We start from the raw sequence: 21,773 nt of genomic DNA, 5'->3' as shown, positions 1-21,773 counted from the left end.
ACAACCGCTCGGCGTTTTACGTTGCCGGACCAGCATTTTATTGCGACGGCCACCTCCCTGTCCGCCGTCGAACGACGCTGAACCGATGATTTTATCTAATTGAAAATAAATATAAAAAGTGATTTTGCTGTGATTTTGTTCACATTCTAATCGTGTCATGATTTTTAATGGAACCGATTCCATTTACTATGACCACAACAAGACAGATGGTAAGGATTGACCCACACTGGAGCCGATATGCAAAGAGAAATTGTTGTGGTCACCGCCGCTTATGGCAGCGACGTCGTCAGACGATTGGGCGGCCAGGCCGCATTGCTGCCGATCATTGCCGAGTCGGGCGCCGACGGCGTGGAAATTCGCCGCGAGCTCCTGACGGAACACGAATTACAGACTTTACCGGCGCTGGCTGAACGCATCGCGCAACATCAATTGTTTGCCGTGTACTCGGTGCCTGAGGGGCTGTTTTCTCACGACGGCGGTCTGAATCCCGCATTGGGCGCCCGTCTGTCGGAAGCCGGAGCGCTAAATGCGCGCGCCATCAAGTTTTCACTGGGAAATTATCGGGTCGGCGCCGATCTTGCCGCGCTGGATGAATGCATCCGCCAGCAGCCGGTCCAGCTCGTTGTGGAAAACGATCAGACAAAAGAGAGCGGCGTTTTGCCTCCGCTGCACGCGTTTTTCAGCGCGATAAGGCAGAACCGGCTGCCGGTACGCATGACCTTTGATATGGCGAACTGGCGCTGGGTTGATGAGGATGCCGAGCAGGCTGCGATCCAACTGGCCGCTGAGGTGCTTTATATCCATGTCAAGGCCGCCGAGCGGCGCAATGATAACTGGCGCGCGGTAGATCTGGACAACAGCGACGGTAGCTGGAAGTCCCTGCTTGCCTTGCTGCCGGAACAGGCGATGCGCGGCATTGAGTTCCCGCTGGTCGGTCAGGATTTGACGGCCGTCACCCGTCATTATGTCAATTTACTGAAGGCGAACTGAAGATGAACACAACACGTCCACTGGATGTCATTACCTACGGTGAAGCAATGGCCATGTTTGTTGCTAGTGAACCCGGCGAACTGCAACAGGCGACGAATTTTACCAAGCGTATTGCGGGGGCGGAGCTGAATGTTGCCATCGGCCTGTCGCGTATGGAACTGAATGTGGGCTGGGTCAGCCGGGTGGGCGATGACTCATTTGGAGCCTTTACGCTCGATACGCTGGAAAAAGAGGGGATCGATCGCCGGTGCGTCACGATTGATGGGCGTTATCCTACCGGCTTTCAGCTCAAATCGCGGTCTGAAAATGGAACCGATCCCATCGTGGAGTATTTCCGCCGGGGTTCGGCCGCTAGTCACCTGTCGGTGAACGATTTTGAGCGCGATTATTTTATGAGCGCCCGCCATTTGCATCTCAGCGGCGTCGCGGCAGCCATCTCTGACAGTTCGCTGACGTTAGCCCATCATGCGGCGCGGGAAATGCGCGCCATGGGTAAAACCCTGTCGTTTGATCCCAATCTGCGCCCGGTGTTGTGGCCGAGTCAGCGGGTGATGTGTGAAAAGCTGAACGAACTGGCGTTTCTGGCGGACTGGGTGCTTCCCGGCCTGAGAGAGGGGCAGATTCTTACTGGTAAACAGACGCCGGAAGAGATTGCCGATTTCTATCTGTCCCGGGGAGTGAACGCGGTCATTATCAAACTGGGGCCGGACGGCGCCTGGTTTAAAACCCGCGATGGGCATCGGCAGCATGTCGCCGCCGTGCGCGTGGAGAAGGTCGTCGATACCGTGGGGGCCGGAGACGGCTTTGCGGTCGGCGCGATCAGTGCGCTGCTGGAAGAAAAAACCATGGCGGAAGCCGTGATGCGCGGCAACCGCATCGGCGCGTTGGCGGTACAGGCCATTGGCGATAGCGAAGGGTTGCCGACACGCGCGCAACTGGGAGAGTGAGCAGCCCATCAAGTTCCGTATCCGCCGCTATCTCTGGACCCTACATCCGGACACGGACGCCCGACTGATAAATAGTGAGGATGACAATAATGAAAAATACCGTACTTTCTCAGAAACGCTGGTGGTATCTGATGCCGGTGATTTTTATCACCTATAGCCTGGCTTATCTGGATCGCGCCAATTTTAGCTTCGCTTCCGCTGCGGGCATCAATGATGACCTCGGCATCACCAAAGGCATGGCCTCTTTGCTGGGCGCCCTGTTTTTCCTGGGCTACTTCTTTTTCCAGATCCCCGGCGCGATCTACGCTGAACGGCGCAGCGTGCGCAAGCTGATATTCTGGTGTTTGATTCTGTGGGGCGGCTGCGCCTCGCTGACCGGTATCGTCAGCAATATTCCCGCGCTGGCCGCCATTCGCTTTGCGCTGGGGGTTGTCGAAGCCGCCGTTATGCCGGCGATGCTGATTTATATCAGTAACTGGTTCACCAAAGCGGAACGTTCCCGCGCCAATACCTTCCTGATCCTGGGCAACCCGGTGACGGTGCTGTGGATGTCGGTGGTTTCCGGCTATCTGATCCACGCTTACGGCTGGCGTGAAATGTTCATCCTCGAAGGTATCCCGGCGGTTATCTGGGCGTTCTGCTGGTGGGTATTGGTCAAGGATAAACCGGATCAGGTGAGCTGGCTGAGCAACGAAGAAAAATCGGCGTTGCAGGCGCAGTTGTTGAAAGAACAGCAGAATATCAAAGTGGTGCGTAATTACAGCGAGGCCTTCCGTTCCCGTAACGTCGTCCTGCTGTGCGCCCAATATTTTGCCTGGAGTATCGGCGTCTACGGCTTTGTGCTGTGGTTGCCCTCGATTTTACGTCATGGTTCCGACATGGGCATGGTCGAGGCCGGCTGGCTGTCGGCGGTGCCCTATCTGGCGGCGACGATTGCCATGCTGCTGGTCTCCTGGGCGTCGGACAAAATGCAGAACCGCAAGCTGTTTGTCTGGCCGCTGTTGCTGATAGGCGCGCTGGCGTTTATTGGTTCCTATCTGCTTGGCGCCAACCATTTCTGGTGGTCCTACGCCATGCTGGTGATCGCCGGCGCGGCGATGTATGCCCCTTACGGTCCGTTCTTCGCCATCATTCCGGAAATGCTACCGCGTAACGTTGCCGGCGGGGCGATGGCGCTGATCAACAGTATGGGCGCGCTGGGATCGTTCTTCGGCTCCTGGTTCGTCGGCTATCTCAACGGCGCGACCGGAACGCCTGCCGCTTCTTACGTGTTTATGGCCGGTGCGTTACTGGTCTCTGTTTGGCTCACCATTATTGTTAAACCATCCGAGGCGCAGAAACAGATTCCGACCGCCGGTCTTACCGTTTTCCCTCAGGAGAAGTAATTGATGAAGCAACCCATTGTGTTGTACAAAAAAATCCCGCCAGACCTGCATCAACGGCTGGAAGAACAGTTCGACGTCCGCTTTTTTGACGGTATCAACGCCGCCAATCAGAGCGAAGTTATTGGTGCGCTGGGCGACGCCGAAGGCATGATCGGCGCCAGCGCGCCGGTACGTGAAGCCTTACTCGACCATGCGCCGCAGCTCAGGGCCATCAGTACCATTTCCGTGGGATATGACCAGTTTGATGTTGATGATTTGACCCGGCGCGGCATCGTCCTGATGCATACGCCGTCGGTATTGACGGAAACCACGGCGGATACCGTGTTCACCTTGATCTTGATGACGGCTCGCCGGGCGCAGGAGATGGGGGAACTGGTTAAATCGGGGCAATGGACGCGCAGCATCGGCAGCGAGTATTACGGCACGGACGTACATCATAAAACCATCGGCATTCTGGGGATGGGGCGTATCGGCGCCGCGGTGGCGCGACGGGCCAACGCCGGGTTTGGCATGCCGGTGTTGTACTGGAACGATCGGCCTAATCCTCAGGTGGAGCAAACGCTGGGCGCCCGGCGCTGCGAACTGGATACCTTGCTGGCCGAGGCGGATTTTGTGGTGATTACGCTGCCCTATAACGAACAGACACATCATCTAATCAATGCCGAACGTTTGCGCAAGATGAAGCCGAGCGCCATTTTTATCAACGGCGCCCGTGGCCGCATCGTCGATCAGCCCGCGCTGATCGAGGCATTAAAACATGGCGTCATACGCGCGGCCGGGCTGGATGTGTTTGAGGTGGAACCGCTGCCCGCAGATTCGCCCTTGCCGGGTTTACCAAATGTGGTGGCATTGCCGCACATTGGCTCGGCGACCCATGAAACGCGCTATAACATGGCCGCCTGCGCGGTGGATAATCTGATCGCCGCATTGAATGGCGATATCAAAGAAAACAGCGTAAACGGCCACCGACTCAAGTAATCGGCCGTTACGTCTGTTGGCCGCGCGCGCCGCCGTGTACCTGTCGCGCAGATGAAATCCTGAACAAGGCGAATCCAGCGCGGCTTAGAGTGGAACGTCGCCAAATGCGCCGGATTGATAATCGCGAATGGCCTGAGAAATTTCCGCGCGGGTATTCATCACAAAAGGACCGTGCGACACCACCGGTTCGTTCAGCGGAGCGGCATGCCCATATAGGATCACGGCATCGGTGAACGCCGTCATGTCGACCTCATCGCCGTCATTGTTCAATTCAATCAAATGCTGGGGATTGATCGGCACGCCATCGATCGCCAGATTCCCCCGCACCGTATAGAGGAAGACGTTGCGTCCCTGCGGCGCGGGCAGCGATACATTGCTGCCGGGCTTCATGGCGACCGTCATCAGCGAGACATCGGTCAGTGAGGCTATCGGGCCTGTTGTTGCGGCAAACTCGCCTGAAACCAGGTCGACCTTGACCTGACCGCCGTCAAGCGCAATCTCCGGGATCTGATCTTTTTGCAGCCCGATATAGGCGGGTTTGGTCATTTTCAGCCGGGCGGGCAGATTCACCCACAGTTGCAGGATCTCCAGCGGTCCGCCGCTGCGTTTAAACGATGCCGGGGACAGCTCCGCGTGTATCAGTCCGGCGCCGGCGGTCATCCACTGTACGCCCCCGGCGCCGATGATACTTTCATGACCGCCGCTATCGAGGTGAGACAATTCGCCGGCGAGAATGAAGGTGACCGTTTCGAAACCGCGATGAGGATGCGGACCAAACGGCAGACCGGCATTATCGGGCGGATAGACCTGGGGACCGTGGTGATTCAGAAACAGAAAGGGATCGATTTGTTCGACTTTAGGCCCCGGAACAGGCCGCACCGTCGATAGATCGCCAATATCATCTCTGTATGCGGGATGCTGAAATTTAATCGTTCTGCTGGTCATATGGGGTCCCCTCGATAATGTTTTTATACCCGTCATCTTTCAAGGCGCCGGGAGGTTGGCTTCCCGCATCTCGAAATCTATCGGGTATAAGTGCTCGGCGGTTAACGCGTTGACATTCATTTTGTGAAACCAGTCACAACAGAATAGCAGCATACCTCCTGTTCTGTTCAGGATAGTGCCTCTGTTATGTCAAAACTACATAATCAGGCGGCGGTGATAAATGCTCTTTGATTGCTTTCACATTTCATGCGGCGCGATCTCGTTATAGTGTCGGTTGGGTATAGGCGTCGCCCGATCGGCATAAAGAGGTATACCCGTCACACTTCAAGTTGCATGGGCGTTGGCTTTACACCTCGGCCCATCCATGGGCCTCGCCCCTTCGGGGCCAGCGCAAGCGCTGTTCAAAACGCCATGCGTTTTGTCCTGCAATTCGAATTATTTAGGGTATAAACGATGAAAATGCAGCTTTTGTACGAATTTATTCAGTTGTCGGATTTGCTTAACTTCAGCAGGGCTGCGCAGAAGATGAATATAACCCAGCCGGTGTTAAGCCGGCATATGAAAGCGCTCGAAGAACAATTCGGCGCTGAATTGTTCCGGCGCGATACCCACAGCGTGGAGCTGACGTCGACCGGAAAATTGTTATGCGGAGAAGCCCGCAAGATTATTCAGCAGTATGAAAGTTCAGTATCCATCGTTAACGCCTTTACCGGGAAAAGCCGCCGCCGGCTAACCATTACCTATCTGGGCGAAGCCATTCAACATGTACTGGTTGAACTATTAACCCAGTTTCAACGAAATCATCCTGACATTATGGTGGAATGCCGCGACAGCGAGCTGGATGAAGCGTTGTTCTTTCTGGAGGATCATACCTGCGATCTGGGTTTTTTAGTTCGCCCTAACTTCCTGGAAAATAAAAAATTCAGCTCGTTGCCGTTTCAAACGGATTCGCTGTGCGCGGTGGTGAATAAACATCATCCGCTGGCCGGGAAAGAACGGGTGTCGTTAAGAGAAGTCAGCCAATGGCCGATTATTCGCGTCGATCCGCGTGAGTTTCTGTTATCCGAAGAATACAGCACCCGATTTTTTGATTGCTATGGCATTGCGTTTAATCTGGATAAGGAATATCCCAATCTGAAAACCTGCTGTTTTAATCTGGAGTTTAGGGAGCAGGTCGCCTTAGTCATGCCCAAACACCGGGGGTACTTACTGGGTCCGAACTGTGTATTACTGGAAATAATGGAGAATGACTATTGGTTTAACCTGGAGTTGGTGTGGGACAATAAAAATACCAATCCCTGTATTCCGCTATTTTTAAATGAATTCAAAGTTTTTTTTAATAATAAGCATTTACTGTCCTGAATATTTAATATAAACCCCCGCATTTATTATTTCCTCGCGCTTATTTAATCAATAAACCGTCATTCAGTCTGTTGATGTCGGTTGCCGGATGGTATTGATGATTCCCCGTTGCAGTATTCGATAAAATAATAGCCAGTAGATATAAAATTAAAACGGTTAATATGTTTTTATGCCGGTTGATGATGATGGCGCGACTCTCCAGATATATTAATGATTTATTGATGACACCGGCTGATGAGCGCCTGTCTCGCTAAAAATGACACCAAACGGTTAAATGTGATTTATGTCTCATTAATATATTCCTCCTCGTTGGGGTATTTTGATGGATATATTTTTTATATTTGGTCGTTTTTTGTTTTTGTTGTTGTTTTTTAAGTAAAAATTAATTTTTATTTCATCAGGCGGATAACGGTTATGTTAAAAATGCATAGCCGGAAAAATAAAAAGAATTTCTCCCGTTTTAGGGGCGATGCTACGTTTTTATTGTCAGGAAGCACCAGAGGTAAAATGTGAATTACATCACTTAAATCGACGTCGCTTCTAATAAATGCCAATAAAGTAATAAATATGGGAGTAAATGAATCATGGTGATTAAAGCCAATTACGAGTCCGATCACGATAAACGCAAAGAAATGTCACATAAGGAATTGGGAACTATTCCCCATATGCCTTTCGAAGAGTATTCGGAAAAACTCAAACACTGTTTCACCATGAAGCGGAAAAACGGAATTCTTGAAGCGCGTCTGCATACCAATGGCGATAGCTTACAGTGGGGCGCGCCTGCGCACCAGGCTCTTCATTATTTCTTCGACTGGGCCGGAAGAGATCCGGATAACGAGATCATTATTCTTGGCGGCACCGGTAAGGATTTTATGAAAGGCATCGGCCGGCTGGATGAAAACGGCAACTGGCTTCCGGCCACCGAGTTTTCTTCTGCGCCGGACGAAGCGTGGAGGATGTATGAGTATCAGTACTATGACGGTACCAACGACATTGAAGGCCAGGTCTTTGATGTTGAGGTTCCCACCATTGGCGTATGGAACGGCGCGGCCTTCCATACCGACCTGGTGCTGTTCAGCGATATCACCCTGTGTACCGAAGACGCATGGACCACGGAAATGCACTTTCGCACCAACATGGTGCCCGGCGACGGTATTCAAATCGCCTGGCGCGAGCTGATGGGGCGCAAACGCTATGCCTACGCTGAACTGACCGGCGAAATCATTACCGCGCGTAAAGCGCTTGCCCTCGGCATGGTCAACGAGATCTGTCCTGATACGGAATCGACTTACGATCGCGCCTGGGAGATCGCCGAACTGATTATGCGCACCGGCACCCGCGTGACCCGCCGCATCACCACGCAGCAACTGCGTAAAGCCTGGAAGGAAGACATCGCCAACGAACTGCGTAACGCCTTCGCCACCGAAATGTTCGTGACCGCCACCGAGCACTCTCCGCACGAAGCCAATTACTGGATGTTGGCCCATGAAGAGGCCGAACTGGTTAAGGCCGCCGAGAAGAAAGGCAAGGTTATTCGTCCACGGGTCGGCGGCGGTCAGGAGGAAGACGAAATCAAGTGAGTGCCTGCCGGCCTCGACTGACTCTGCCGTATACGTCGGTGCCATAGCCATTTTGTTCGCGGCGGCCGCGCATGCGGTCACCGCGCCTGATAGCCGCGCGGCTCAATGCCCACCGCCGTCAGAGCGACAGATGTGTACAGGCAACCTATTGATTTAACAATTATAAAAACTGTGAACGGGGAAGATCCATGAACACAGGCAACGATGTCATTATTTCCGCCGCGCTGACCGGTGCGGTAACGCCAAAAGATATCAATGAACACATTCCGCTGACGCCGGAAGAAATCGCCGCTGACGCCTATCGCTGCTGGCAGCAGGGCGCCGCCATTGTGCATCTCCATATGCGCGACGATCGGGGCATGGGCACCATGGACTGCGATAAGTTCGCTGAAACCCTGCGCCTGCTGCGCGGCTACCATGACTGCGATGTAATCATCAACTGCACCACGTCCGGCGATTATCGCGCCAGTGACGCGCAACGGATGGAACACGTTTCCCGGCTGGACGGGATTGAAATGGCCTCCTGGGATGCCGGATCGTTTAACTGGATGCCCGGCGGCGTGTTCGTCAACTCCCCGCAGTTTCTGGGCAAACTGGGAGAAATTCTGACCGAGCGGGCGATCAAGCCGGAAGTGGAAATCTTCGACAGCGGCATGCTGGGCGTTGCCGGCTATTTTGTCGATCAGGGCAAACTGCGCTCGCCGCTTCATTATCAATTCTGTCTCGGCGTGCCGGGGGGGATGCCCGCCACGATAGAGAACCTGAACTATCTGGTTTCGCATATTCCGGCTGACGCCACCTGGTCGGCCTTTGGCGTCGGCAAGCACCATCTGCCGATACTGTTCGCCACCCTGGCGCTGGGCGGACACGTACGAGTGGGTCTGGAAGACAACGTTTATTTCAGCAAAGGCGTAAAAGCCACCAATCCACAATTGGTGGAACGCGCCGCGCGGGCCATTCGCCTGTTCGGCAAACAGGTCGCCACGCCGGCCAGCGCCAGAAAGATGCTGGGGATTCGTCCTCTGTAGTTATCCCTTTATGCGGTTTATCGGGGAAAGATTATGAAAGAAGCAGTGATTGTTTCGGCGGTTCGTACGCCGATCGGCAGGTGCCGCGGCGTATTGGCGCCGGTTCCGGCGCATAGGCTGGGCGCGCAGGCGGTGAAGGAAGCGGTGCGCCGTGCCGGGATCGCGCCCGAGAGCATTGATGACGTCATCTTTGCCAATTTAATGAACAATGAAATTAACAATATGGGACGCATGGTGGCGCTGGAAGCGGGGCTGCCCATTACGGTTCCGGGCATTACGCTTGACCGCCAATGCGCAGCTTCGCTTAACGCGCTGGCCTATGGCGCGATTCAAATTATGGCCGGATTTGCCGAAACCGTGGTCGTTGGCGGCGTGGAAAGCGACTCCCGGCGCACCTGGTCGCTGGAGAAAACCGAAATAGCCTATTCGGTGCAGCCGCCGCGTTTTGTCGATATTCATACCTCGCCGGATCGGCTGGGCAATCCTTCCATGGGCATCACGGCCGAAAATATCGCCCGCCGCTATGAACTCAGCCGCCGCGAACTGGATGAATTTGCGCTGCGCAGCCATCGGTTGGCCGCCGACGCCTGGCAGAAGGGGCTATTTGACGCACAGGTGACGCCGGTTTCGATGCCGGATCGAAAAGGGCGGGAAATCGTGATTCAGCGCGATGAATCCGTGCGTCCGGATTGCTCGCTGGAAACGCTGTCTTCACTGCGCCCCTGTTTTTGCGACGACGGTATCGTCACCGCCGGCAATAGCTCGCCGATGAGCGATGGCGCGGGCGCGCTGGTGGTGATGGAACGCTCGCTGGCGCAAGCGCAGGGGCGGGAAATTCTGGCGGTATTCCGCGGCTATGCCGCCGCCGGCGTCGACCCCAACTATATGGGGCTGGGGCCGGTGCCCGCGACGGCCAAGTTGCTGCGACAGACCGGCCTGACGGTCAATGACATCGATCTGTGGGAGCTGAATGAGGCCTTTGCCGCCCAGTCGCTGGCCTGTATCCGGGATATCGGCATGGATCCGGATCGGGTTAACCCGAACGGCGGCGCGATCGCGCTGGGACATCCGCTGGCCGGAAGCGGCGCCATTCTGGCGACCAAAGCCGTTTATGACATGCAACGCCGTCACCTGAATAACGCCGTCATTACCTTTTGCGTCGGCGGCGGTCAGGGCGTGGCGGTTCTGCTGACGAGGGAATGATGATGCCGGGAAAATTGACTTCAACAGATGAAATTATCGGCCTGTTTCGGGACGGACAAACCTTAATGTGCGGCGGTTTCGCCAACCACGGCGTGCCTAATCGGCTTATTCAGTGCGTGATCGACAGCGGCGCGCGGCACCTCACTTTGATTTCCAACGACTCCGGCGATGCGGATCTCACGATAGGCCGTCTTATCCATCACGGGCTGGTGGACAAGCTGATTGCGTCGCATATCGGGCGCAACACCGAAACGGTGGCGCTGGTCGCCGCCGGAAAAATTGAATTGGAACTGGTGCCGCAGGGCAGTCTGGCCGAGCGCATGCGCTGCGGCGGTTCGGGGCTGGGCGGGGTGCTGACCAAAACCGGCATCGGCACGATGGTGGAAGAGGGCAAGCAGTCCGTCATGGTAGACGGCGAGCGCTATCTGCTGGAAACGGCGCTGCAGGCGGATATCGGTCTGGTGCGCGCGCGTACCGCCGATCCGCTCGGCAACCTGACCTATCGCGGCACCATGCGCAACTTCAATCCGCTGGTCGCTAAGGCCTCCCGCCTGACGCTGGTGGATGCCGACATGCTGGTGGACGTGGATGAGCTCGGCGTCGACAGCATCATCACCCCCGGCGCCTATGTGGACAAGATCCTGACGTTGCAAGGAGAACGGCTATGAACGCACGCGACAGAATTGCCAAACGCGCCGCGCAATATTTTTCTGACGGCGACGTCATCAATCTCGGCATCGGTATTCCCAGCCTGTGCAGCGACTATGCGCCGCCCGGCGTGATGTTCCATACCGAAAACGGCCTGGTGGGCATGGGGCCGCTGGTCAATGGGCTGCTGGCGGTGGAAGGTTTCTCCAACGCCACCGCGCTGCGTTTTGTGCCGGTGCCCGGCGCCTGCGCGTTCGACAGCGCCGAATCCTTCGCCCTGGTGCGCGCCGGCAAACTGGCGGCCACGGTGTTGGGCGGGTTGCAGGTGGCGGAGAACGGCGATCTGGCCAACTGGGCGCAGCCCGGCCGGGTATTCGGCATGGGCGGCGCGATGGATCTGGTCAACGGCGCCCGCAAGGTGATTATCACCATGGAGCTTTGCACCAAGAAAGGCGAGCCAAAAATAGTTAAATCATGCAGTTATCCGCTAACGGGCGAGGGCTGCGTCGACCATATCGTGACCGAACAGTGTGTGATTGACGTCACCGGCGACGGATTGATGCTGGTCGAACTGTTGGAAGGATTGACGCCTGAAGATATTCAACGTCAGGTCGAACCGCAACTGATCGTCGCCGAGAACTTAACGACGATGCAACCCTGACGGGTCACGTCATCACCGATCAACGGCGCCGCATCAGCACACCGGCACCACGGGAGCAACATCTTTATGACTGGGCAAGAAAATACCATGGCGTTAGATAAAACCACAAATTGTTCTACCCGGAGCGATGCGGCTCTCGCCGTCGCCGATAGCAACGGTTTCGGCATGCGCGGCTGGACGATTATCGTCTTTCAGGCGGTCATGTTCTGGCTTGCCGCAGGGGCCGTGACCCACGGCTTGAATGTGATGTTGCCCGCGCTGTCGCAGACTTACGATCTGGACTACAGCACCCTACTGGCGCTGGCGACGCCGGCGTCCTGGGCCTCTATTCCCGCGGGGCCGATATGCGCCTGGCTGTGTGAAAAGAAAGGGGCCAAATTCAACGTCGTTTTTTGCCTGATTGCCTGCGGACTGTGTTTTGGATTGCTGGGGTCGTGCGGCTCGCTGGTGGGATTCACCCTGCTGTTCGCGGGCGTCTGCTTCTTCGGCACCGGGTTTGCCTATGTCGGCGGTACAGCCATCATGACCAGTTGGTTCGTGCGTAAGGCGGGGCTGGCGTTGGGGTGGTGTACAGTGGGGCAGACGTTTTCCAGCGCCTTTTTCGTTCCCACGCTGGCGGGGTTGTTCGTCTGGCTGGGGATCAGGCATGGGTTCTGGGGCATCTCGATCATGATGTTTATCATGGCCGTCCTGGTGGCGCTGTTCGCCGCCAATAAGCCCGAGGATATCGGCATGGCCCCGGATAATGAACGCCTTACCGAGGCCGAGCTAAACGAGCGGGTACGCCAGCACGACAACTATGTATGCCCGCTTAGCGTCAGGCAACTGCTGGGCATGCGCGATGTCTGGTTTATGGGGATTGCCACCGGCGCGATCTACATCATGCTGGTGGGCGTCGTCAGTCAGATTGTTCCCCGGCTGATGGAGATGGGCTATGAGTTGAATACCGCCATCTTCTATATGTCGGTTTCGGCGCTGTTCGGTACGCTGGGCGCGTATGGCTGGGGCTGGCTCAATCACCGCATCGGCGTTAAGCGCGCGCTGTTGATTTACACCCTCTGGTGGATGGTATCCGTGGTGATCAACCTGTTCGCCCATAATGCCGTGATGCTGTGGGCTTCCATGCTGATGATCGGTTTCAGCCTGCCGGGCGCCACCAACTTAAGCACTGCGCTGATCGCCAGTAAGTTTCCCCGCCGTCTCTATGTTCGCGCCATCGGCATTGTGCATCCGATTCAATCCGTGGTGCGCTGTTTCGCATTTTCCATTTTGGCATTCGGCCTGGCGTATCTGGGCGGCTATACCGGCGCTTATCTGCTGCTGGTGGGCGTCGGCGTGGTCGCGTTGGCGCTGATTTGGCTGATTGACGTCACGCCGGTGGATGTCGGCGTGGGAACTGAAGGAACCGGGAGCGAGGAATGACTCAAATTAAAGCAATATCCAGGCATATGGTTCGTGCAATGGCGCTTTATCTCTCTGTGACAGCCGGCCATGCCATTGCGGCGGAGGGCATCAGCCCTCTGCAACCCGGCGCGACGACGGGCAATGCCGCCGGAGCATTGCCGCCGCCGGGATGGTATTTGATGGCGGATGTCGCTTCTGAAGGGGGAAAGCTGAAAAATGAGCAGGGTAAAACGGCCAGGACGCCGACCGGACAACGCATTAAGGCGTCAAACGTCAGTTCCGTCGTGGCGCTGACTTGGGTGCCGGGTTGGGAAGTGCTGGGCGCGAGCTATGCCGCGGCCATTGCGCAACCGTATAAATGGGCGCGGACCCGGGTCAGCGATGAAAACGGCAGTGACGTCGTGCGTAGCAGCGGCATGGTTAATACCGCTATCACGCCGGCTATCCTGTCATGGAATTTGGGCGGCGGATACTATTTGGGAACCGGGCTGACCCTCTATGCCGATAATGGGAAATTCTGCTACGACTACGATGCGTCCGCCAGGCGTAATGTGAAAGCGTCCACGGCCATCGGCAATGATTATTGGACGGTGGAGCCGAGTCTGGCATTAACTTATCTGGCTGATGGCTGGAATATTACGGTTAATAATTTGCTGGATGTTAATACCACCAATAAGACAACCGATTACCGTTCAGGTATGACTTATTATCTGGATATGACCGTCGCCAAAAGCATTAATAATTTTACCTTGGGATTAATTGGAAATTATACCAGGCAAATCACCGACGATAAAATTAATGGGAAAACGGTGCCCGCAGTTCCTGGTTTTTATGGTGAAGGAAATAAAATGGAGCATGTGCTGGCAGGGCCTTTATTGGCCTATGATTTCGGCGCGTTCTCGATAAATGCGCGGATGTTATTCTCGCTACGGGCGAAGAATGACGCCGATGTGTCATTCCTTCATCTCGGATTTAGTATGCCGTTAATTAACTTCACTGAGTATCGGCGTATTTAATATCGGCGGCGAGTTTTTGATTTCAAAAAAATATAAATAACGCGGTGGTTTTTTTATTCGTTAATTAATTTGGCTGGATGCCAAATTAATTTCAATGGGAAACGTATCTCTTATTATAACGAGGAATTTATGACTTCACTTGTTATCGCCAGTGCCGCGCGGACGGCCATTGGCAAATTCGGCGGCAGCCTGAGCAGTTTCAGCGCGCCGCAACTGGGCGCATTGGTTATGGATGCGGCGATTCGTCGGGCAGGGCTTGAGTCATCGGCGATCGACGAGGTGATTTTCGGCAACGTGCTTCAGGCGGGACTGGGGCAAAATCCCGCGCGTCAGGCGCTGCTGCAGGCCGGTCTGCCGGACACCACGCCGGCCACCAGCATTAATATGGTCTGCGGCTCCGGTTTGCAAAGCGTGATTCTCGCCGCGCAAAGCATTGCCGCCGGTAATGCGGACGTGGTGCTGGCGGGCGGCATGGAGAATATGTCGGCGGCGCCCTATCTACTCAACCAGGCGCGCTGGGGATACCGAATGGGGGATCAATCGGTGACCGACAGCATGGTCAATGACGGCTTGTTCTGCGCCATTAACCGTTATCACATGGGGGTCACGGCGGAAAACGTCGCCAAACGCTGTCAGGTCAGCCGTCAGGAGCAGGATGACGTGGCGCTGCTTTCCCAGCGGCGGGCGGCGGCGGCGATTGAGCGCGGCGCATTTCAGCAGGAAATCATTCCGGTCACGCTGAAAAGCAAGAAGGGCGATACGGTGTTTGCGGTTGATGAGCACCTGCGGGCGAATACCACCGCGGAAAGCCTGGCCAAGCTGTCGCCGGCTTTTGATCCCGCCGGTTCGGTAACGGCAGGCAACGCCTCGGGCATCAACGACGGCGCGGCGGCGCTGGTGATTATGAGCGAAAGGTCGGCAACACAGCGCGGCATTAAACCGTTGGCGCGCATCCGTAGCTATGCCGTCAGCGGCGTCGATCCCGCGGTGATGGGGTTGGGGCCCGTACCGGCAACCCGGCAGGCGTTGAGCCGGGCGGGGCTAACGATAGGCGATCTCGATCTGGTGGAAGCCAATGAGGCCTTCGCCGCGCAGTTTGTCGCCGTCGGCCATGAGCTGAAGCTGGATATGGATAAAACCAATATTAACGGCGGCGCCATTGCGCTGGGGCACCCGATTGGCGCGTCCGGCGCCCGCATCCTGGTGACGCTGTTACATGCATTGGCTGGACAAGATAAAACGTTGGGGCTGGCGACGCTTTGCGTCGGCGGCGGGCAGGGGGTCGCAATGATTGTGGAGCGTATTTGAAGGTAGCGTAGGGAAAGCGTAAGCAATGCGAAAAAATATAATCAGGAATAACGGCGGGGAAAAATATATAAGCGGCAGATAAAAGACTTTGTCGTTTATGTCACTGATATTAAAAATTAAATATGGTTATTTGAGTGAGTGAGAATAAAGGATTGAGAAATCAAATGCGGCATTAGCATGATGAAAATATCTCTATAAAGGTGAAATTATGATAACGAAAAATAGGGGACGCACCTATAAATGGCGGCTTGCCATGATGTTGTTGGCATGCGGAATGATGGGCTCTGTCCAGGCCGCGGTTACCGCAGGTCAGTATAGCGCAGCGGAAAAGGGCAACGAGGGGATGGTCAATGTGACGGTCACCGTCGATGCGCAAGGCGTCATCAAGGATATTGCGGTCGATGCCAGCAAGGAAACGCCGGAGCTGGGCGGCGAAGCCGGTCCGGCCGTGGGCAAGGCCATTGTCGAGCATCAGAGCTTGAACGTGGACGGCGTGACCGGCGCGACGAATACCAGCAACGCGGTGAAGAAAGCCGTCTCCGAGGCTTTGCGCCAGGCGGGGGCGGACGTCGCGCGCTACCAGGGCAAGGTCGTCCGGCAGGGGCAGGATGAGGAAACCAGCGTTGACGTCGTTGTGGTGGGCGGTGGCGTATCTGGTACTGCCGCCGCGCTGGCGGCGGCGGAAAAAGGCGCCAGCGTGCTGGTGATTGAGAAGATGCCGGTGCTGGGCGGCGCCGGTCGGATGGCCAGCGGTTTTACCGCCGTGGAGTCGTCGCTGCAAAAAGCCAAAGGCATGAAATATACCGCCGCCGAGCTGACGCAGCGGTTGCTGGAATATAACCAATATCTGTCCAACGGGCCGTTGACCAAAAGGATCGTCGATAAATCGGCTTCGACGGTCGATTGGATGATCAACCATGGCGTGGAACTGGAAATCGTGTCGACAACGCGCGATGCCAAGCAGAGTTCCGTCCAGCAGGCGCACCTTGACGATCCGATTAAATCGGATGTGTATCACCGCATCAAAAACGGCGGCGAGGCCGCTTATCAGAAGTTGTACGCCGACTTCGAGAAACTCGGCGGTAAAGTGATGACCAAAACGGTTGGTAAATCACTGATTCAAGATGATAAAGGGAAAGTGACAGGGTTGATCGCCGAAAAGGCGGACGGCGGTAAGTTAACCGTTCACGCCAAGGCCGTCATTCTGGCAAGCGGCGGCTTCGGCGCGAACAAGAAAATGCTGGATGAAGCGATGCTGACGTCGAACATTTTCCCGCTGGCATGGCCCAACATGGGGGAAGGGCTGCAAATGGCCTGGGCGGCCGGCGGCGCGAAATGGGATATGCAGTCCGCATTGATTCACGCCGCGCAACTGGTCGGCATTGAACCGTCGGAAGAGGCGCATCACGGCGGCGGCGACGCGGCGGCATTGGACAGCCCGCTGATCTGGCTGCTGAAATCTCCGCTGCTGTGGGTGGATGTGGTCGGCGAGCGCTTTGCCAACGAGGGACATATCTACGATACCGCGTTTTGGGCCAACGTCGCCTATTCGGTCGGCGGCAATTATTACATCGTCGTCGATACGCCTACGCTGCAATCCTTCAGCAAAAACGCCATGCCGTTCCCGCTGTCGGGCGCCGGCCCGGCCAACCCGCCCAAGCCTGGCGATTTTGTCGCGCTGGCGGATGCGGGCACCAAAGGCGGTAAGAGCGATACCATATTCAAAGGCAAGGACATCGCCGAACTGGCGTCGCATATGGGGATCGCGCCGGAGAGCCTGAAAGCCACCGTCGACCGCTATAACGGCAATGTGAAGGCCAAACAGGATAAGGATTTCGGTAAAAATCCTGAATATCTGGCGTACGGTATTGAAAAAGGGCCTTTCTATGCGTTTAAGGCGGTAGTGGTTAGCCTGAGCTCCCTGGGCGGCGTGCGGGTCAACTCCGATTTGCAGGTCACCAATGCGGATCTGAAACCCATTGAAGGCCTGTATGCGGTCGGCAATAACGCGGCCGGTTTCTATAGCGTACCGGGCTATCCGCCTTATCAGGGATTGGCGAATGGCTTTGCGCTGAATTCCGGCCGTATTGCCGGCGAACATGCGGCGCAACATATTGTGAAAAAATAATAAATCAATATTGATATATACCCTAAATAATTTGAGTTGCAGGACAAAACGCATGGCGTTTTGAACAGCGCTTGCGCTGGCCCCGAAGGGGCGAAGCCGCAGGCTGAGTCACGCGGCGAAGCAGGGAATCCCCAGGAGCTTACACCAGTAAGTGACTGGGGTGAGCGAGGAAAGCCAACGCACATGCAACTTGAAGTATGACGGGTATAAACCATGCGGCACGGAATGTGCCGCATTAATGACAACCAGAGGCGGAAACAGCGCGCTAATAATAATTCTGACAATCAGCGAATAATTATTATCGTACCGTCATTAACTTTATTCATGACCGAAAAGAGCGTGAATCTACCCGGTATATTTCAAGTTACCTGTGGGGGGCTTTATTCCTCGCCCCGTAGGGGCCGGTATAAAACTTATTCAGCACCCATTAATAGCCGTGGGTCTTAGGATGATTTTCTTTCATGACGCGCAAAGCGAAAATAAATAGCCGCCATGAGTAGAGATGAATAATTCGCTCTGCCGTTTTTTGTCATTCAATGACTGACCTGTTGCCGTCTCATTGCTTTTTGTGAGATAGGACAATGAAAATAACACACCGTAATATGTGGACGAGAATGATGTCCGCCGGCGTTGTAGCGTCCGGTATGTTTCTGGCGGGGGGAGAGGCGCTGGCCGCCGATGACGCGGAACCGTCGGGTCGACCGCTGTCTGAAGCGGGATCATGGCTGGCGGAGCATGGCGTTACGCCGCACCTGATCGCTTCCCAGCTTTATTTGGGCAATCCCAGCGCCGGGATTGATACGGACAACCATGAAACGCTGACGATGCTGATGGCCGGCGCGGATTTCGATCTCGACCGTATGGGGTTGATTCCCGGCGGAAGCATCCACTTCATGCAACTGTGGGTGCCGTTTAGCCATAATCTGGATCTTGGCAACCAGTCGGGCGGCGTCCTGGCCGGTAACCCGCCGCCTTACATTCCCAAGACGGCGCATCTGATGCGTTTTACCTATGAGCAGAAGCTGTTCAACGATCGATTGTCGATTGAAGCCGGGAAGAGCAATCCCGGACAGTTCTTCGGTTTCACCAATTGCAACATTCCGTCGGCCTGTGTGAATACCGTGCTGAATGAAACCGCGGTATTTGCGCCGCCGCCATATGCCGGCTGGGGCGCGCGCATCGGCTACCGCTTTACCCCCGCGCTGGAGTCCGGCATCGGCGCCTGGCGCACCTATCAGGCGTTTCCATTCACCAACGGCTGGGAGCGGTGGGACGACGACTTCGGCAGCGGCAACACCCTGCTGGTCGCCAACGTAGCCAAGCGCGTCAACTGGCAGCAGGAGCCGTATCCCTTTAACTGGGAAGTGATGGCGTTCCATAACTTCAAAGAGTACGACGACGTCTACTATACGGTGAATGGCACGTCCAAGGTGTACGACAGCAGCGCCGCGGTGCGCACTCACGACGGCGTTTCCGGCGTTTATCTCACCGCCAAGAAGGCGCTGTGGCGGCGCGACGGCGGGGCCGATCCGCAGAATCCGGCGCCCAGCGCCATTAGTCTGCATGGCAGCGTAACGCAGACATTGCAGTCGCACGCTCACCGGGGCATCGCCACGCTGGCGGATACCGGGCTGATCTGGTCCGGTCCGTGGCAGAGTCGTCCTCACGACAGCTATGGCCTGACTTTCCGCTGGGCCAAACTGACCAGCAGCGAGCAGAACTACCTGCAAGATATGTATAACGTATCGGGCGGAACCGGCTGGCAGGTGCCGAACAACGAGTATCAACTGAGCATCGATGCCTCCATCATGCTGACGCCGGAGGTCAACTTACAGATGATCGGCGCCCGTACCTGGAATAACAGCAACTGGCAGTATCCGTATTCCGGCGTCAAGCCAGAAAACGGCTATACCTTCTGGCTGCAGTTGAACGTCATGGTGGACAAGCTGCTCGGACTTTGACCGCGACCGCGGGCCGGCAGGGATTGCCGGTCCGTCGACAACGTCCCTGCGTTTGAAAGAAGACAAACTGCGCGGCCTCTCGTTCTGTGTATTGAGGCCGTTGCGGACTGACGCCTATTCCGCCACCAGATCGAGCCTGATGCCCAGCGACGCCATGTTGTCCCGATATTCCTGCGGCAAGTGGGTGTCGGTAATGACCCGGTTGACCTGATGATCGGTCGAGATCGAATAGGGTTGTATCAGCCCGAATTTAGTGGAGTCGGTCAGCACGATCGTCTCGACGCCTTTAGCCAGCACGGCGTCGATAACGTCGCAACGCATCATATTGCGGCCGGTAAAGCCGGTATCATGATGGTAGCCGTCGATGCCGATAAACGCCTTATGAAAATGCACCTGCTGAATGCCGCTGCGGGTGAGCGGGCCGACCACCGACTGGCTGTTTTTCTGATACAGGCCGCCGAGCGTGATAACGTCGCAGTCGGTATCTTTCAGCAGATGCGCAATATAGTGGCTGACGGTGATAATGGTGACGTTTTTGTTATTGGCGGCGTAGCGGGCCAGCAGGGCGTTGGTGCTGCCGCCTTCGATGAACACGCAGTCGCCGTCGTCAATCAGGGTCGTCGCGTATTCGGCCAGCGATTTTTTCAATTGAAAGTTAGTTTGCATGCGAGCATCGACATCATCGCTTTCTATCGCAATCGCGTAACCGTGTACCCGCTTCAGGTAGCTGTTGTGCTCCAGCGTATTGAGATCCTGACGGATGGTGACTTCCGACACGCCGGATAGCTGCGCCAGCTCGCTGACGCTGACGCTTTTTCGTTGATTGACGAGCTGAATAATATTTTGTTGCCGTGCGTTCATAGTAACCAAATGAAAAGGAATGAAGAAAATAACAGCTACTATACCGCGTTTGCCGATAAAGTTCGAAATGCAGTCGTTGATGACCCCGCCCGGCCCCCCCCTTTTTTGTTGTCGCTTGGTCACATTTTTATGCGGACTTGGAGATAGTTTCGTGCGCCACAATGCCGCTATTTCTATGCTATGTCATAGCACGCGCCCGACATAGGGGGCTCAGACGCCAGCCCCCTATGAACCCCGGCTTGCGGCTAAATTATGTCGCTGCGCGATGCCTTCGTCGGTATCAGGCTTAACGGACCGCTTGCGACACGGAATACTCGTCTCATCCCTGAGACTCGCCCTAACGGGCCAGCGCAAGCGCTGTTCAAAAACGCTCCCGGCGTTTTTGTCCGACGTGGCGCAAGCTTTCGCCGCGTCCGTGCGGCTCATCCTAAGCCTGCTATCTCCTCAGCATAATTTCTTACGCCGGATAACGGCAAACCCCGTCATAGCCCCTACATTTGTGACTAAGAGACAGCCTGCGAAGGGGGGGAAGGGTTGGGGTGGGGTAGAAACCAGAAATAACGTCCTATAACGTCGCCGTGTTGAACGCCTGTTTCCAGTCGTGCTCGAATTTTTCCACCGCCGCTTTTACCGCCGGCGCGGAGATAAACTGTTCCGCCACGTCGATCGGCAGCGTCACCGCTTCGCAACCCGCCAGCAAACAGTTAAGCACCTGGCGCGCGGTCTTAAAACTGGCGGCCAGCACTTTCGCCTGCGGCGCGTGCAGCGACAGCAGTTTTTGCAGATCGGTCACGGTCTGAATACCGTCGCCGCCCTGGACGTCCATGCGGTTAACATACGGCGCCACGTACTCGGCCCCCGCCAGCGCGGACAACAACCCCTGACCCGCGCCGTACACCGCCGTGCCCAGGGTCGGAATACCTTCTGTTTTCAGTATTTTGATCGCCGCCAGCCCTTCCGCCGTAACCGGTACTTTCACCACCACATTACTGGTGATGGCAGACAGTTTTTTCGCATCCTCCACCATGCCTTTCGCCGTCGGCGCCATGACCTGGGCGAACAGACGGCCTTCGCCGCCCAATATTTCATGCAGCGCCGGCAGCACCCGATCGACGGGGATGCCGCCGCTGGCGATGATGCTCGGATTGGTGGTGACGCCAGCCAGCGGGAAAATGCGCGCCAGACGCTTTACAGCGGTGATGTCGGCGGTGTCGAGGTAGAATTCCATAGGTTTATCCTCTGAAAGTGTGAGTTATCACTAATTTTGCCAAGTATAAAATGATAAAGAGGGATTACTGTTGATATAAATCAAAATGACTTTCTTTCGAAACTAATTTAATCTTCGTATGAAGAATATTAGCGGATCGA

18 protein-coding genes are annotated in these 21,773 nt (G+C 55.7%); 15 read left to right on the top strand and 3 right to left on the bottom strand.

What is annotated here, in order from left to right; all coding sequences use genetic code 11:
- The first annotated feature begins 237 nt into the window (after window positions 1-237).
- From ACN28R_RS10465 to ACN28R_RS10450, 4 genes are all read left to right on the top strand, one after another.
- Window positions 238-990 (top strand): sugar phosphate isomerase/epimerase family protein, encoded by a 753-nt coding sequence (locus tag ACN28R_RS10465; RefSeq protein WP_095834350.1) that lies wholly within the window; start codon window positions 238-240, stop codon window positions 988-990.
- Window positions 991-992: 2 nt separating this feature from the next.
- Window positions 993-1,937 (top strand): sugar kinase, encoded by a 945-nt coding sequence (locus ACN28R_RS10460; protein WP_095834349.1) that lies wholly within the window; start codon window positions 993-995, stop codon window positions 1,935-1,937.
- A gap of 89 nt (window positions 1,938-2,026) precedes the next feature.
- A complete protein-coding gene (locus tag ACN28R_RS10455; protein WP_048639396.1) occupies window positions 2,027-3,322 on the top strand; it encodes an MFS transporter in 1,296 nt (431 codons plus the stop codon).
- A 3-nt stretch (window positions 3,323-3,325) separates the two neighbouring features.
- The gene (locus ACN28R_RS10450; RefSeq protein ID WP_095834348.1) at window positions 3,326-4,300 is read left to right on the top strand and encodes an NAD(P)-dependent oxidoreductase; all 975 of its coding nucleotides are present in this window, start codon (window positions 3,326-3,328) and stop codon (window positions 4,298-4,300) included.
- A gap of 84 nt (window positions 4,301-4,384) precedes the next feature.
- On the opposite strand, the gene ACN28R_RS10445 is transcribed toward ACN28R_RS10450, so the two are convergent.
- On the bottom strand, window positions 4,385-5,245 hold the full coding sequence (locus ACN28R_RS10445) for a pirin family protein (RefSeq protein WP_095834347.1): 861 nt from the start codon (window positions 5,243-5,245) through the stop codon (window positions 4,385-4,387).
- A 453-nt stretch (window positions 5,246-5,698) separates the two neighbouring features.
- Here ACN28R_RS10445 and ACN28R_RS10440 point away from each other — a divergent pair, with 453 nt between their 5' ends.
- From ACN28R_RS10440 to ACN28R_RS10390, 11 genes are all read left to right on the top strand, one after another.
- Window positions 5,699-6,607: a LysR family transcriptional regulator gene (locus ACN28R_RS10440; protein ID WP_048639393.1), complete on the top strand. Its 909-nt coding sequence runs from the start codon at window positions 5,699-5,701 to the stop codon at window positions 6,605-6,607.
- A 584-nt stretch (window positions 6,608-7,191) separates the two neighbouring features.
- Window positions 7,192-8,187 carry an enoyl-CoA hydratase/isomerase family protein gene (locus tag ACN28R_RS10435; protein WP_048639392.1) on the top strand — a complete coding sequence of 332 codons (996 nt, stop codon included), beginning with the start codon at window positions 7,192-7,194 and terminating at the stop codon, window positions 8,185-8,187.
- 188 nt (window positions 8,188-8,375) lie between these two features.
- Window positions 8,376-9,215, top strand: a complete 840-nt coding sequence (locus tag ACN28R_RS10430; protein ID WP_095834346.1) for a beta-keto acid cleavage family enzyme — start codon at window positions 8,376-8,378, stop codon at window positions 9,213-9,215.
- Window positions 9,216-9,248: 33 nt separating this feature from the next.
- Window positions 9,249-10,418: a thiolase family protein gene (locus ACN28R_RS10425; RefSeq protein WP_082153095.1), complete on the top strand. Its 1,170-nt coding sequence runs from the start codon at window positions 9,249-9,251 to the stop codon at window positions 10,416-10,418.
- Between the two features lie 2 nt (window positions 10,419-10,420).
- Entirely contained in the window at window positions 10,421-11,086 is a 666-nt protein-coding gene (locus ACN28R_RS10420; protein WP_048639389.1) for a CoA transferase subunit A, read from the top strand.
- Window positions 11,083-11,727 (top strand): 3-oxoacid CoA-transferase subunit B, encoded by a 645-nt coding sequence (locus ACN28R_RS10415; RefSeq protein ID WP_095834344.1) that lies wholly within the window; start codon window positions 11,083-11,085, stop codon window positions 11,725-11,727. The genes ACN28R_RS10420 and ACN28R_RS10415 overlap by 4 nt, the downstream gene beginning before the upstream one ends.
- A gap of 66 nt (window positions 11,728-11,793) precedes the next feature.
- Window positions 11,794-13,149: an MFS transporter gene (locus ACN28R_RS10410; RefSeq protein WP_095834343.1), complete on the top strand. Its 1,356-nt coding sequence runs from the start codon at window positions 11,794-11,796 to the stop codon at window positions 13,147-13,149.
- The gene (locus ACN28R_RS10405) at window positions 13,146-14,147 is read left to right on the top strand and encodes a SphA family protein (RefSeq protein ID WP_095834342.1); all 1,002 of its coding nucleotides are present in this window, start codon (window positions 13,146-13,148) and stop codon (window positions 14,145-14,147) included. Before ACN28R_RS10410 ends, ACN28R_RS10405 begins: the two co-directional genes overlap by 4 nt.
- Window positions 14,148-14,276: 129 nt before the next feature.
- Window positions 14,277-15,455 (top strand): acetyl-CoA C-acetyltransferase, encoded by a 1,179-nt coding sequence (locus tag ACN28R_RS10400; protein ID WP_095834341.1) that lies wholly within the window; start codon window positions 14,277-14,279, stop codon window positions 15,453-15,455.
- 208 nt (window positions 15,456-15,663) lie between these two features.
- A complete protein-coding gene (locus tag ACN28R_RS10395) occupies window positions 15,664-17,583 on the top strand; it encodes an FAD-dependent oxidoreductase (protein ID WP_095834340.1) in 1,920 nt (639 codons plus the stop codon).
- A 581-nt stretch (window positions 17,584-18,164) separates the two neighbouring features.
- A complete protein-coding gene (locus ACN28R_RS10390) occupies window positions 18,165-19,544 on the top strand; it encodes a carbohydrate porin (RefSeq protein WP_231604242.1) in 1,380 nt (459 codons plus the stop codon).
- Between the two features lie 114 nt (window positions 19,545-19,658).
- On the opposite strand, the gene ACN28R_RS10385 is transcribed toward ACN28R_RS10390, so the two are convergent.
- Window positions 19,659-20,405, bottom strand: a complete 747-nt coding sequence (locus ACN28R_RS10385) for a DeoR/GlpR family DNA-binding transcription regulator (RefSeq protein WP_095834339.1) — start codon at window positions 20,403-20,405, stop codon at window positions 19,659-19,661.
- Window positions 20,406-20,970: 565 nt separating this feature from the next.
- Window positions 20,971-21,633: a fructose-6-phosphate aldolase gene (gene fsa / locus ACN28R_RS10380; protein WP_095834337.1), complete on the bottom strand. Its 663-nt coding sequence runs from the start codon at window positions 21,631-21,633 to the stop codon at window positions 20,971-20,973.
- Window positions 21,634-21,773 lie beyond the last annotated feature (140 nt).

Source organism: Brenneria goodwinii (assembly GCF_002291445.1).
GTDB lineage: Bacteria > Pseudomonadota > Gammaproteobacteria > Enterobacterales > Enterobacteriaceae > Brenneria > Brenneria goodwinii.
This window is presented reverse-complemented; position numbering and strand designations above follow the sequence as displayed.